The sequence below is a fragment of the Enterobacter cloacae complex sp. genome, assembly GCF_900322725.1.
GTDB classification, from domain to species: domain Bacteria; phylum Pseudomonadota; class Gammaproteobacteria; order Enterobacterales; family Enterobacteriaceae; genus Enterobacter; species Enterobacter quasihormaechei.
In genome coordinates this window covers 1,822,895-1,836,590 of sequence record NZ_LT991957.1, presented here as the reverse complement: position 1 = coordinate 1,836,590, position 13,696 = coordinate 1,822,895, and the positions used below count along the sequence as shown (strand labels likewise).

14 protein-coding genes and 1 pseudogene are annotated in these 13,696 nt (G+C 42.3%); 5 read left to right on the top strand and 10 right to left on the bottom strand.

The genetic code is table 11. From position 1 onward, the window contains the following. Positions 1–162: 162 nt before the first annotated feature. The 6 genes from DBR02_RS09310 to DBR02_RS09285 all read right to left on the bottom strand — a co-directional run bounded on the left by DBR02_RS09310 (position 163) and on the right by DBR02_RS09285 (position 7,066). Positions 163–1,386: a nucleotidyltransferase domain-containing protein gene (locus tag DBR02_RS09310; protein ID WP_047719976.1), complete on the bottom strand. Its 1,224-nt coding sequence runs from the start codon at positions 1,384–1,386 to the stop codon at positions 163–165. Between the two features lie 335 nt (positions 1,387–1,721). Continuing rightward, entirely contained in the window at positions 1,722–2,192 is a 471-nt protein-coding gene (cap3, locus tag DBR02_RS09305) for a CBASS system CD-NTase/cGAS isopeptidase Cap3 (protein WP_023309573.1), read from the bottom strand. Next, a complete protein-coding gene (locus DBR02_RS09300; RefSeq protein WP_233158396.1) occupies positions 2,179–3,924 on the bottom strand; it encodes an E2/UBC family protein in 1,746 nt (581 codons plus the stop codon). Before DBR02_RS09300 ends, cap3 begins: the two co-directional genes overlap by 14 nt. 23 nt (positions 3,925–3,947) lie before the next feature. Next, complete coding sequence (locus DBR02_RS09295) at positions 3,948–5,249, bottom strand: CBASS cGAMP synthase (protein ID WP_047058651.1); 1,302 nt, start codon at positions 5,247–5,249, stop codon at positions 3,948–3,950. Beyond that, entirely contained in the window at positions 5,249–6,319 is a 1,071-nt protein-coding gene (locus DBR02_RS09290; RefSeq protein ID WP_047058653.1) for a CBASS cGAMP-activated phospholipase, read from the bottom strand. Before DBR02_RS09290 ends, DBR02_RS09295 begins: the two co-directional genes overlap by 1 nt. 450 nt (positions 6,320–6,769) lie before the next feature. Then, positions 6,770–7,066, bottom strand: coding sequence for a helix-turn-helix domain-containing protein (locus tag DBR02_RS09285; protein WP_023309569.1), 297 nt, complete (start codon positions 7,064–7,066; stop codon positions 6,770–6,772). A gap of 295 nt (positions 7,067–7,361) precedes the next feature. Here DBR02_RS09285 and DBR02_RS09280 point away from each other — a divergent pair, with 295 nt between their 5' ends. The 3 genes and pseudogenes from DBR02_RS09280 to DBR02_RS09270 form a co-directional block, all read left to right on the top strand. Then, positions 7,362–7,700 (top strand): hypothetical protein, encoded by a 339-nt coding sequence (locus DBR02_RS09280; protein ID WP_226867112.1) that lies wholly within the window; start codon positions 7,362–7,364, stop codon positions 7,698–7,700. A gap of 82 nt (positions 7,701–7,782) precedes the next feature. Next, positions 7,783–7,995, top strand: coding sequence for a hypothetical protein (locus DBR02_RS09275; RefSeq protein WP_080344768.1), 213 nt, complete (start codon positions 7,783–7,785; stop codon positions 7,993–7,995). Beyond that, positions 7,958–8,182: pseudogene (locus DBR02_RS09270) on the top strand (YgiW/YdeI family stress tolerance OB fold protein); the annotation flags it as partial. The gene DBR02_RS09275 and the pseudogene DBR02_RS09270, both read left to right, overlap by 38 nt. Before the next feature lie 192 nt (positions 8,183–8,374). Here the strand turns inward: DBR02_RS09270 and DBR02_RS09265 are convergent. After that, positions 8,375–8,686, bottom strand: a complete 312-nt coding sequence (locus DBR02_RS09265; protein ID WP_032667974.1) for a helix-turn-helix domain-containing protein — start codon at positions 8,684–8,686, stop codon at positions 8,375–8,377. On the opposite strand from DBR02_RS09265, the gene DBR02_RS09260 reads away from it, so the two are divergent. Both DBR02_RS09260 and DBR02_RS09255 read left to right on the top strand, forming a co-directional pair. Next, positions 8,678–9,355, top strand: coding sequence for a hypothetical protein (locus tag DBR02_RS09260; RefSeq protein ID WP_052951195.1), 678 nt, complete (start codon positions 8,678–8,680; stop codon positions 9,353–9,355). The genes DBR02_RS09265 and DBR02_RS09260 overlap by 9 nt on opposite strands. Then, positions 9,349–10,737 (top strand): DEAD/DEAH box helicase, encoded by a 1,389-nt coding sequence (locus DBR02_RS09255; protein ID WP_047719978.1) that lies wholly within the window; start codon positions 9,349–9,351, stop codon positions 10,735–10,737. Before DBR02_RS09260 ends, DBR02_RS09255 begins: the two co-directional genes overlap by 7 nt. Positions 10,738–10,793: 56 nt before the next feature. Here the strand turns inward: DBR02_RS09255 and DBR02_RS26585 are convergent, their stop codons facing one another. From DBR02_RS26585 to DBR02_RS09245, 3 genes are all read right to left on the bottom strand, one after another. Further along, positions 10,794–11,012: a hypothetical protein gene (locus DBR02_RS26585; RefSeq protein WP_125387088.1), complete on the bottom strand. Its 219-nt coding sequence runs from the start codon at positions 11,010–11,012 to the stop codon at positions 10,794–10,796. Between the two features lie 119 nt (positions 11,013–11,131). Beyond that, entirely contained in the window at positions 11,132–11,572 is a 441-nt protein-coding gene (locus tag DBR02_RS09250; protein WP_047719979.1) for a hypothetical protein, read from the bottom strand. Next, positions 11,569–13,689 (bottom strand): hypothetical protein, encoded by a 2,121-nt coding sequence (locus DBR02_RS09245; protein ID WP_047719980.1) that lies wholly within the window; start codon positions 13,687–13,689, stop codon positions 11,569–11,571. The genes DBR02_RS09250 and DBR02_RS09245 overlap by 4 nt, the downstream gene beginning before the upstream one ends. Positions 13,690–13,696: the final 7 nt, after the last annotated feature.

Below are 13,696 nucleotides of genomic sequence, written 5' to 3'. Positions count from 1 at the left end.
TCTACTCGCCTACCAGAACTGCTGTCCTCTCATCAACTATCTGTATAGGACCATTTGAAACATCAGATATATTTTCAGAAATCTCCTGTTAGCGTGATGGCGACTATCTCAGCTGAGAAGGATTACGAATATATTCTTACATCATATTCGTTGAGGTGAAATCTATCTATAATTTTCCAGATAGCAAGTGTCTTTGAATGCATTATAATTGCCAATTTCTTGGTTTATTTCAATTTCATAATCTAAGCTGACAATAGGTATTTCAACACCATTTAATAAAAGAGACTCTTGATTTTTCTTCCATTTTTTGTTTTCATTCCATGCTAATTCACTTTTGTTCTCGGGGTCTCCCATTACTTCAATTTTGATACCTTTTAACGTAAATGTACAATAAAATGATTTGATGTTTTCTGATGTGGTTTTAAACAACTCCCCTTTGATACCAGGGTTGATTAACTTGCATATTTCATTAGCCCCTTTCTCCGTTGTTATGATATCAATATCATTTGCATAAATTTGAACGCCTTGTAAGTACCTATTAGCCCCACCAGTTATACTCCAATCCTCCTCAATCGGTTGGAGTAATAATGTTAATTCTGTAATTGCGTCGATCAATTGTTTGCTTTGAAAGTTATTTTTATTATAAAGCCGTTGAGCCCAGGTTTGTTTTATTTGTATACTGTGTTTTAAATAAATTGCATTATTAATGCTTGGGGCTGTAAATATCTCATGTTCGTATTTAGAATATATGTAAGATAGATATTCTGGTGCTTTGCGATTATTAATCTCTATGAATCCATCTATTTTTTTCATCTCATTGTGGGCCTTGAAAAAACCTGACACTTCTGAGAATAAATTATAGAAATTATTTATGACTAGCATCCCAAATATGGCGCGGCTATACTGAAAATCTAAATTATCAGTCAGCGTGGTATACATAATAATAATTATACTAACTAGTAGTAGTATTGTTAGTAATAAATAGAATAACTTCTGCTGGAAAGCTTTAATATATAAGATAGAGTTCCAGTATGCATTCTCTTGTATGAGTGTTATTAACCTCTCTGCACGAAAGCCATTTTTATTTTCCGCATTACCATCAATGTAGAGTCGCTCTCGGTAAAAATTTTCCTCGCCTATAATACCTCTCAGCATTTCTAATCTTTTTGTTTCTATAGCCTTAGCTGCATACGAAGTTTTAAAATGCATTGCAAACCAAGTGAGGAGTTGTATTATAAACGTGAGGGTTGCAATACCGTAGAGCCAATGAGAATTCAAGAAAATCCCGACGATCGATAAGCAGGAAATCATTAATGTTGAATAACTGATAGACTTAGATAAAAAGTCAACTCTATCAAAATAAAAACTACTGTTTTTTGATTCCATTTCTCTATTTTGCTCACTTTTTTTTGTATTTTTACATACGAATTGACAATGTCAAGATGTAGGGGGAATAATTTGTTCATAACGCATGGGGAGTAAATAGTTCCTATGAACCAATCATGTCATGATTTTCCACATAACGTGGTGTCAACTACAAGGCATAATAATCTCAGACATTAGTTCGGATGCTTGTCTCGTAAACTCGTGCTTAAACTTTTAATACTTTAATTGTTATGGCTCAGTCGTTACTGAGAAAGCTAATTTTGTAAAATAACCACCTACCTTACAGGTGCTAACGGATGTGCAAGTCATTGAATTATCTGGAAAATTCAATGAGTTCAATGATTATTTTTTTCTTCTAATTTTTTTATGACATTCCCATGCTTTTTACCACACCATGCTTGTTTCCTACCCATAATAAGCAAAACCATTGGCTCGGTCGCTTTCAGTCCGGTTCGCCAAGACCTTAGATCAGTACTTGATGGCTGTGGGAAATCTTCGGGATGCGTATGCCATTCGCCCAAATAGACTAGAAAACCGTCTGATTGCTGAAATAAGTCATCCACTTTTTGCTGGTGATGTTTGCTTTTTCTTTCTATTCGTAATCGCGATCTTATATCACCTGCGCCTGGTTCTGATATGTGGGTGATGACAATGTGTTTCCCACGACGTTCTCCAATAAGGATTCCTCCTGCCTCGGTACTGGCATGATGTAATTGACGATATAAATACAACCGCTGCACAACATCACTCATGATGACGACATGATTGTAATCATCATCGATAAAAACTAACTCAGTTATGTTCATTGCAGATAGGACAGTTAGGCTGATGTGGCAAAAACTGAGGTTTCAGTGAACGTCCACCTTCTAACATATGCTCGTTGTAAGTCCATTTGAGGTCAGGCTCAAGAGTACTCAAGACTGCCTGTTGAGCCAAAGATGCCGTTATATTACTCACCGCCGCATCATAAGATGTGTATGTGCTACCACAACTTTTATTTTTTTCACTTGAGATATCGAGGTTGTAAAATCGGGAATCGATACCATTATGGTATTTTGCTGGATTAGTAACCATACATCCATAGCAGCTTCGGCCATCATCGATTAAAACTTTGGATGCTCGTCCATTACCATCATTGAAGGCGTGGATAATAATAGGTCTTTGCTCACAGGGAATCTGTCTTACGATAGCCGCAATACGCTTGGAAACAGGAGGTCGACCTGTTGCATCGATAATAATGTCATATTTTTTCATAACATCAATACTGATGGGGAATTGCTTATAAAATCCTTCAACTCTGGTCTGTAAATGCACAGAGTCTTGAAGTTTTGTTGCGAGTGAGAGCGCTTTGGACCACCCAAAATCATGTGAAGGTAAAATGTGACGACCAAAATTACTAGGACGGTAGATATCATCATCAAATAAATGCAGTAAACCTTTCCCACAACCGGCACCGTTTCGGAGTAACAATTCTGCAATATACCCACCAATGGTTCCGCAACCAACTAAAGCTATACGCTTATCGGATAAGCATTCTTTGCTTCTCCTTTGGGCATTTCGGCTAAGGAGGGTTGCCATATCAGCGCGAACCACACCCAATCGTTTATATGAGGCGCATACATTTTTACCAGCTAACAATGTGGCAAGTTTGGACGTTGATTTTTTAGCTGATCTCTTGTGCCTTCTGAAATCAACAGCGTTAGTATTTAACTCAATATAGATGGCAAATATATCTTGATTGAAAATGTCGAATAAAAAAATATATCTTTTCTTCCCCTCTGTTGTGATGTAGTGAACCACTCTGTCCCTGGCATTATGGTCCGCATTTTCTAGCCAGTCCAGTAATTCGCGGAATGAAGTCGGTGGCCATTTCATCCCAGCAAGACGATTAGGGTTTACAGAAATATAATGAGTGTTGATAGAATAATTTTTCAAAGATACTTGACGAAGGTATCTTTGATTAAGCCATTTTTTTAAAATGGTTTCAGAGTCCTCGGGAGAGGATTCTTGGACAGTTATATATTCTAGCCTGGGAGAACCATCAGGAAATGTTGACTCTGAAAACAGTGTTTTAAGTCTGATCCCGCGGCTTGCTTTTGATAAAATATATAAACTATCACTAGGTCGCCAGTAAGTTGCAAATTCACCTTCGAGTTCTCTCTTATCATTCAGGCCATTAGTAGCGGCTAAAACTGAATTAATCAGTGTTCGGTGAATCTGGGCATCGACTTCTTTGTACGTACCCTCAAGGTTGTTTGGATCCCAATCAGCTTCCAACTGCTCTACATAACAGAGAATTCCTTCTTGGCTTATGTGAGGCATAAGGCGATCTCTGAACTTTTCAGGCAGATCAACTATGCAAGCTAATGGCAGTTCCGTAAAAGGATCTGGCCGAATAACTAGTGCTACATTGAAATTTCCGGCTTCGGTTTCATATTCTTTCGTATAATAGCCTTTCAGGCGCTCCTGACTGTGTAGGAACGCCTTTTCAGGAAGTTTGCGGGCTAGCGTATAGCGATACCCGCACTCTATCATCATTTTATGGAGCCTTCCTTCCTCCATCAGCCGCTTACCATCGTGGTGTTAATTTTTACAGGCGCCTGCTCCTTAGACGGGGAGATTTGAAATGCAGGAGCCGCAGCAATTGAAGTTATTAACGAGGCATTAGTTACTCGTTTTCCAAACGCATTGTTTATCTTACGTAATGCTTCTTCCCTGCTACTTGAACTCTCTGCATCAAGCAAAATCCCCTCTAAATTTCTCATGGTTTCAACGATGGTTCTCTGATGTACGTTATGATCGCATTCGGCAGGGAAAAGTAACTTTTCATCAGTATCGTCGGGACTTTCCAGACCGCGACAGAATTCATTAGGTAGTAATCTTGCAACTAGTTTCATCGTCCCTGTGAGGTCTGAACCATTATGTGCTTCTCTGTCGAGGATGTTTACAACTGCAGCCATCAGGCTAATAGATGAAGGACCTCCCACTTCCCATTGGGCATCTCTCCAGGCCTTCATAAAGCGGCAAATCGAACGGAGATGACCGCCAATACGCTGGCAACTATCATTAAACCAATCTTCAACAATTTTGGGGTCGCTGATCGACCACCTTCTTGCACCCTGACGCAGCGCTAAATTAACTTTGTCAGGTTCTACTAGATATGCCTCGCGCATATCCATGTTTGCTGATAAAGACTCGAACATGGAGTCGGCACTTTTTATGATGTGTGCTGAATCGGCTGCAGTTTGTTTGGTCTGAAATTGCTCTTTGGGGATCGCATACATCGGTACGTCGATGTGTGTTTTCTCGTGAGGAATTTTGATGCGTCCGCAGGTGTTTTTTTCTTCATATACCCATCCATCGTTTTCAGCCTCTAACGATTTCAGTGACGTATCAACGAGCAGAAGAAGTAAGGTGTGCCCAATACTGGGTTCGGATTCAAAGACCGTCATTGGCATGTAGGTGCCGTCATCGATATCCATTTCCTGACCCGGGTGAAAAGGTCTGTTTAACGTATCGTATTGAAAACTCCCTTGGGTCCAGAAGCGAGGTTGAAATTTGATGAAGTCATCACGAGCTACATCTTCCATTTCAAAAATGAGTCGAGCGAGAGTCTCACGGTCTGAGGGAGAGAGGTAGCGAACATTAGTTTGCTCCAGTTTAAATCTAACGCTTTCAAGCGTCAGAGTTTGCTTTCTGACGTCTGTAGCAATTTGACGAGCTTCTTTAAAAACATCCCTCGTTCTTTCACGGACTTTCTGGCGAAGTGCTTTCAGTTTGTCGGATTCAGTCTTACCCAATTTTAGTTTACTGATTAAGCCATCCACACTATGGCTGTAGTAATTGTTAAAATCCCAACGCATCAGTGGATCTCCTGCGCATTCATGCGCTTAAAGGGTTTTGCGGGAGTAGTGAAAAAATTCTTAAGCTTCTGATCTTGAGCGAACTTAACATTGGCGAGCTGCCTTCCCCTTGCGCTTAAATTTTCAAGGGAACTCTTCGTGGCATTATCCAGGGTGATATCACTGGCTGCTTCATTGGGGATAATTTCATCCAGGTAGATGTAGTTATCCACCGCGTCATGGAGCATAAGCTCACGCTGTAGCATATTTTTATGAAGATGCTGGTTAGCTGTCATGGTTGTAAGCACCAGCCGTTTTCCCATACCCCAGAGACGACAGTAGCCATTCCACCATGTTTTGCTCAACAACTTTGGACTAAGTGAATACTCTTCACCAACAGTACCGATATTAAGTATATGTATGTCTTTATGGGTGACGCTGAAGTCAGAATTCATATCCCTGAAAACTTCCAGAAGTCCTATGTAGCTGGGGTTGTTTGCGACCAGACCACCATCGGCAAAATATGCGCGGAGATCCTCACAATAGTGTGGGGAAAAATACGTTGGCGCGGCTGAGGTTGCCAGTGCGGCATCTATCAATTTAAGAGGCCCATCACGAGTAAAATCTGGGTTGTGTGGTGTCTTGAAAAACTGCGGTTTTCCTGTTGAAAGGTTTACTGCCGGGATCATTACTCGCCGGGTTAGGTCATTGAATGTGGTTTCAGCCCCAATCATTTCTTGAATTGTTTCGCGAAGAGGATGGCTGCGGTAGATAGGAGCACAAAGTGATCTAAGCAAGTTGGTCAGGGACCATCTTTTGGGAAAAATGTCATTCGCCCTATCGAAGAACACTCGTTCCAGCTCACGGGCACTTTTTCCTGTAGCAAGGCCGAGAGCTAATATGCCGCCTATTGATGTCCCTGTAATGAGGTCAAAATAATCGCCAATTTTAATATCCTGATTAGGGTGTTTGCTGGCAAGTATCCTCTCAATCTCAGAAAGGACACTGATCGTAAACATTCCCCTGGCCCCCCCGCCATTAAGACTTAGTATCCGCACGCCATAGTGATTTCCTGCACTTAAGTCAGACATAGCCAGCTCCCCTCGGAAAGATAGCTATAAGATATGTCCGCTTTTGTAGTTTTCAATGCACAAATAACCAGCATATTTGAAATATGGTTAAAATAACTGTGTTATGGAAATTAATTGAATATTAATTCTTATTTTTGTTTTATTGATGGAATTAAAATCTAAATATGTCATTTTCTGGCTAATTTGACGAAAGGAAAATCCATGGCACATGCAGCCATCACCTCACTCAGTCTTGGCTACATGAAACAATCTTGGTGTTATCACCGGTGAGCAAGGAATTGAGAGCTAAGCCTTGAAACAGAGGCATATGTGGGAAAGTCAGCGGAAAAAATGATGGATCCTAATCTCCCTGTTCAATCGTAACGAATTATCGCCCTTTACTCTTTTCCAGATCCGACTTGAATGTTGTTCATCCAGGCCGCTAAACGTTGCTGTCGCCGGGCCATCTCGTCACCATTTCTCCTGTCTGGCGGGCAAATTTTCCAAAGATTTATTCTCTCCCGACGGCATCATTTCTGATGAATTTGCCATCGATGAAAGGCTGATTTCTACTCCCAGCACGGTAAACACTTTGAACAGGCGTTCAATACTCGCACTGGCTGGATTGGCCTCCAGACGAGCATAGGTTTGCTGGGTCACACCTAACCTTTCAGAGACGTCTTTTTGCGTCAGCCCATTCGCTTTACGAAAGCCAAGTAGCATTGGACGCAATTGGGTAAGTATTTTTATCGGATAAACATTTTTCATCGTGGGTAGGCCTCTATATGGTTTGATACACCCTGTAAGCTGTATTTACATAATTACACCTTAAAAGCTGTTAAATCAAGATTACAGCTTAAAAGCTGTTCAAAAGTCATAACAGCCTGTTGCTATTAATATGGACAGGAAGAATACGTAGCACTGGCAGACGCAAACCAGACTTGGATTGATAACGGCCACTGCTGTTTATTGTTGAATCCGTCTAACCTAATTCCAGTTCAACTATTGAAATAGAACCGGCATAGCGGATACATTACGCACGTTGTTACCTTGTATCATCAGGATGCCGTTGACTGTGTTTATCAGCCGTGAAGTCATTTCCAGAATCGTGCTTATCATCATGGCTGTTGCCGTGCTGAGCAGTTCGCTTATGGTAAAACCACAGGCTGTCTACAATCTCCAGGATACAACATCCATCAGTGACCATCAGCACGACAGCGATGAACCGCTGAATGAGCACGATCCGTTACAGTTCCACTCGCACGGTAATGTGCATCACCTCAATGCCGATCATTCCCACGATCTGAACAAACTCTTCACGCTGACTGCTTTGCAGGCCTGGAACGCAGGCATGCGGGCGACGTTCGCGCTAAGTTCAGAACAAATCCTGCGGGTCCCCTAGGCGACCCCCGAACGCCCTCCGAGATCCCTGATTGCGTAATAACTTCCGTTAATTCGTTATTATTCAATTTGTAAAGGTTTTTATGAATACCAGCCTCGATATACAGGGCCGGTTGAACGGTGGCCTGCTTTCAGCTCAGGCGCGTTCGGCTTGTCTGTTTTCCCTGTTGTTACTGCTTTTCTACAGCCAGGGCGCGTATGCGCACGGCGTGGCGGAGGGCGACAAAGGGTACATCCAGGAAATCACCGGGATTATCGTCAATGCACAAAGGAGCGTGGGTAACGCTGGAAGGTAATGTTATCAGCCAGCAGGATGAGTGGTACACCTTCCGCGATCCAACCGGCACCATCAAAGTGCGCATTCCTCAGAAGGTCTGGAACGGGCAGCACTTCGATGCTCAGGATTTGGTGCGGGTGAGTGGGCAGGTAATTCATGAGAATGGTGCTACGAGCCTTGATGTAGGTATGATTAGCAAGCCCTGAATTCCATCAAAACAAGCGGTACTTATAATAACCTTCAACCCGAGCGTGATAGCGCATCACAACTTCGAGACTTTCTTCAAGGAATATATACGTCTGGGCATAGGACTCTCCATTATGAGAGTCCAACTAATGAGGGCAATGTATCGATCTGAGTATGAGATTGCTTTGTGGACTACGGCAGAAATGAGCCTTCTAAGGCTGATCCTTCTTCAAGATTTTGATGAGTTCGATTTGCTGTTGTTCAGACATGTTAGCGATCAGGCGAGCTAACTCTGCAGTCGTTTCGTTCTCGCAAAAGAAGTAGTTGATCGGTACCCCAAGTTCATCAGCCATACGCTTAAGAGTATCAATGTCAGGAGTATGTCTCCCCTTCTCGTAGTGGTTCATGCGGCCACTCGCTGAACTTGGTTCCATGCCAATTCGGATACCCAATTCTTTCTGAGTGATCCCGGCATACGTTCTGGCAGCCTTGAGCCTGTCAGGTATCGGATTTGGGTGAGCCACGAAGTCATCATCATTGCCTTAGAGTACTTAGATTGTCTAAGTTTCGTTGGTTTCTGTATACTTAGCAATTCTAAGTTTACTGATTTGGAAGTTTTAACAATGAAGTCTGCAGTGAAGTTGCACCCTTATATTTATAATTTGTTGATAGAAAGAGATTTTGATGAGTTCGGTGCTATCCATCTCAGGGACGCTTTGCTGAAGATTACAGATTCATATGCTGATGTAACTGAAGCCAGAAAATTCATCCGCCGACAACTTATCCGGCTGGAGGCATTGGGCTTCATTTTTAAAATTGAAAATAGCAGTGGGCGTCCGAAGATCCTGTACAAGAAAACGGAAAGCTTCTATTCAACGACTTTCATACCAAGAAAATTGCCAAGTAACTCGCGCCTGGCTGCTGTGCCCGAAAATGTGAAACTACACGTTTTGGATGTCGATCTGTTCTTAATGGACCTGACAAAAGAAAAAACTGTCCATGAGGCCAAACTTGCCGTGATTCTGAGTGAAATTGAAGAGTACCAGTCTCTTATGGAGCGTTTTCCCAGTAGACGGAGCTGCTTTATTGAACTCCATCAGCACGCAAAAAATCAGTCCGCCGCTTTGCTTGGCAGGGTTACTGCTTTATCGAAAGTGCTAGGTCAGCTTAGCGATGGGGATTGCGCATGCTGAGGGAGTGGCAGAAAGAATGCTCTGAAGCAGCGCTAGAAAAATATCAATCTGGATCGCCGCACTTTCTATGTCTTGCCAGTCCTGGTGCAGGAAAAACCGTGATGGCTGCTGAAGTTGCCAGGAAAATGCTGGAGCTGAAACTAGTAGATCTCATCCTATGCTTTGCACCTTCATCTGTGGTGGTTGCATCCATTGAAAGTACTTTCTCCCATATTCTTCAAAGGAACTTTAATGGTGGTCTTGGTGCAGTAGGTGCTGCGTATACTTATCATAGCTTGATGTATTTCGATAAAAGCTTCTGGAAGTCTTTGCAGATGCATCGGGTATTAGTTATTTTCGACGAAATCCATCATTGTTCTGGCGATTCGCTGGATAATGCTAATGTGTGGGGCGGGGAAATCCTTTCTCAAGTTCAGCAATGTGCCAGTTACTCTTTGGCACTAACAGGGACTCCATGGCGAACTGATAGTACTCCTATAGTGCTCTCAAATTACACCGATCCGGATGGGGAGATCTGTTGTGACTATGTATATGGACTACATGAGGCTATTGTCGATGGTGTTTGTCGTAAACCTAAAATCGCCTTGATAAACAGCAATAATTTAGTTTATTCATCAAAGGATAATGTTCAGTTTTTTGGTTCCATCACAGATTTCCTGAGTGAAACCGTTGCTTCGTATCAATCAATAATTTGGCATCCAGAAGCAATGAAGTATGTACTAGAAGCTGGATGTAAAAAACTTAACGAAATACGCAAAGTTAATTCTGATGCGGGTGGTTTAGTTGTTGCTTCTTCAGTCGAGCATGCATATAAGCTACTGAATATTTTGGAAAAAGAGTTTGACCAAACAGCGATAATTGTGACGTACCACGATCGAGATGCTTTGGCTAAGATTGGATATTATCGGCAATCAACTACAGAATGGATTGTTAGCGTTGGTATGATTAGTGAGGGCACAGATATCCCCAGGCTACAGGTCTGCTGCCATTTGAGTTCTGTCAAAACAGAACTTTACTTCAGACAAGTATTGGGCAGGATATTACGGGTGAATCAGAGTGAAAATCAGGAAGCCTGGTTATTTACAATGGCTACAAATGAACTGACATTATTCTCAAACAGATTGGCCGAAGATCTACCTGAAGATTATAAAGTTATGCAACAACAATCTGATGATTGGTCATTCCCTACAATTGATTCTCAGTCTATGCCTCCAGAGTTTATGCGGAAAAATGGTATATCTAAAATAAAAGAGATTGATTTAGAAATGGATATTGGTGAAATAACTAAATCGTCACCTACGATTTCAAGTCAAACAAAACAACTAAAAATGGGCTCAATGCATCAACAAGTGATAGATGCATTTTTATTTTCAATTATTTAATTTTTTATCGTATACCGTAAACGGTTTGAAGAGTGAATTAACGGCATTGATTCAAGTTAAAACTGGCTAGTTACGGCCAGTTTCCCTAGGGAACTATAGTTTTTATCTATGCAACGTGAAGCTAAAGAAGAGTGAATGATTGCCTTTTTTGTAACTAATTTTATTTTTAACTCCTCAAGCTTGTCTTTTAATGATTTATTTTCCTCTTCAAGAAATGATATTTTTACTAGTGATGCCCTTAATAAGTCATTGAGCTGGTGATGTTCTGAAGCCATTTGACGGAGTCTTTTTCGAGGGGGCTGAAAGCGTTCTGCAGGCACTGTTAGTGGTATAAAATATGCCCGCGACTGTATTCCTGTTGTGTGGTAATTCCTCAATGAAAAGAAGTGGATGCTTATTTTATTCTTACTATCTGGCCTTGTTTTAAAGCTTTTATCTCTTGTTCCAGCGCTTCAATACGTGAACGTGCAGCCCTCAGCGCATGGGAGAGCTGATGATGTTCAGCCGCCATCACTTCCAGACGACGTTTCATATCAGATGCTTTTACACGGTACTGAATTTTCACTTTACGCTCTTGGTTAAATTTATGTCGCAGGGCTTCCTGTGACTGATGAGTCAGCCTGCCCTGAGGGGATATTTTTAACCGCAGAATCTCCTCCTGGACGCGTGACTTAAATGCCCCGTAGTAGTAACAGGTTCCGTTTCCCAGCCCGGCCTCCTCTTCAACAGCACGCACCGACAACTTTCGGTTGTCAGGGATACGTTTTGTCTGACCATCAAGGATCCGTTGTAGTGCAGCTTCAAGTTTAAGAAGTGTATTTTCTGATTTGCTCATACGCCTGTCACCTTAATGGGATGTTCATATGTGTCATAGCCAATCCCATGATCCTGCATAACCCGTTCCGCAGCCCGGATTTGAGTGATACAGTGGGCATACTCACTGATGCTTAGATCCGTCTGTTGCTGAAGATACATTATCAAAGCATTATGACGTTGCTGCCACCACATGGCCTTATCCGTATCGATAATGCTTCCACCGCTACGACAATCCACGCAGAATGCAGGGTTGACCACACCATCCATATCGCAGTCATAGCCGTTTTTGCAGTAACTATGTAGCGTTCCATGCAAAGTAAGTCGTTTTTCCCTGACCAGTCGATAGAGATTATCCCAGCTACTGTAGATCACAGGCTTATCATTACGCATAGCTAGAATGGCTTTGCCAAAACTTCCGCTGAGTTGACTATCCCCGTTAAACCAGCTGTCAAAAAGACTAGTTGTCTGTTCGAGCCTTGCTTCATTCAGTAATTTAATCAGTTCGCTGTCCACCTGTATTGATTGTAGCCGTGCATCAACAGCACCGTTCCCATACCATTCACTCATTCGCAGGCTGAGGTGTTTAAACTGTTGTTTGATTGCGATGGGGTGTCCGAGCTGGTTACGTACGGCAAAGCAGGCGAAAGTTCTTCGAAACTGATGGGTTAAAAGGGGCCAGGCCTCTCCTGTTCTTATCTTATCTTCTATAGCCCCCCTGTCCCGAGGGTTAAGCTGACGGCACTCTGCGAGTGCCTGTTTATCAACAATAGCACCCACATGTCTGGAAAAATTTTTTAAACGGTCGTTCCACTTGCTTCGTGAAATGAGGACAGGCAGGTTTTTTCTTTGGTACTGGCTGAGCCACAGATTTCCTGCTGTCTCAGTAAGCGTATCAGACTGCCCTGGGTCGTTGCTGTGAACCGCTATTTTTAACAGCTGTTCACGAGCACACGCGCTGAGAGCCGTCGCAAGCGATATGGCTTTTTCAACAATAGGGCTTGCCAGCCATTCTTCATTTTTTTTCCCGGCAGCCAGTTTGTGGGTTGCTGCGCTTACCGAGTGAAAATCCTGTCCATTAATGGTGTAGGTGTGAAAACTGTCCACATGCAATTCAAATATTTCGCTGACTCTCATTCCTGTGAAAGCACCACAACAAATAAAACAGGCTGCCTGAAGTTGAGCACGAAAACTGACGAGCCAGTTACCGTCTGCTGCGCTACTGGGCAGGAGTCCTGTTCCGGTGAGATGGTTTTTGATTAGGGTATTTTGCGACCGGGGTGTCGCTTTATTAATTTCTTCTACATATTCTTTTGAACATAATTTCCCCTGTCCGTTAGTCAGCCATGTCCACTTACCTGTAAGTATTTTATAGTCAACAACGGCACGCCCGATATCATAATTAGACTGCAGTTCACGTTCTAGCTGGGCTAGTGTTTCTCTGTGGGGCCATGCAAGCTCGACAAGTCTAACGGCTTCTCCATAGAGTATATTTGCTATTGCCTGGGGGATGGCCAGGGTTTGCCTGTGTTCTGCTTTATTTTTAGCTGACAGTTTTTTGGCTGTCTGTTTGTAGTTCAGCTGTGGCAGGTCAAGCTGGAAAGGAAGCCATGAATTTAGTCTTTCGACTGACTGTAGTGCAGAGAAAATCAATTCAACAGTTCGCTTACTAAAGGCTTCACGTTCGATATCGTTTTGTAGCTTTTGCCATATCTCGGGTTTATTGAAGTCAGACATGCACGTGCTGCCACTATGTAAAAGCGTTAATAAACTCTTTTTTAACCCTAAATTGAATCGGGAGGTCAGTGTTGACAGCTTGCAGTCTTTTCCGGAGTGATAATTTTGCTCAAATATCCATCCATATACGATAAGCTTCGCCTGAAGGAGAAGCGCCGGAGCGGACTCCAAATAGGTAAAGTTAAATTCACGCTGGTTTTTATCCGTTCCCTTATCTGAAGCAAAGGGGCTACAGTCCCAGCAATTTTGACCAAAATATGCTCGCGTGATGTTATGTTTATCGATACATATTGGGAGCTTATCGAGCGCAGACCAGTTTTTGTTTTTTATCAGAAGTAAAATATCTTCTGTGGCTCCATACGTCAGAGCGTCTTTATGAAATGAGTTCAACAGAATAGCCATAGTGATC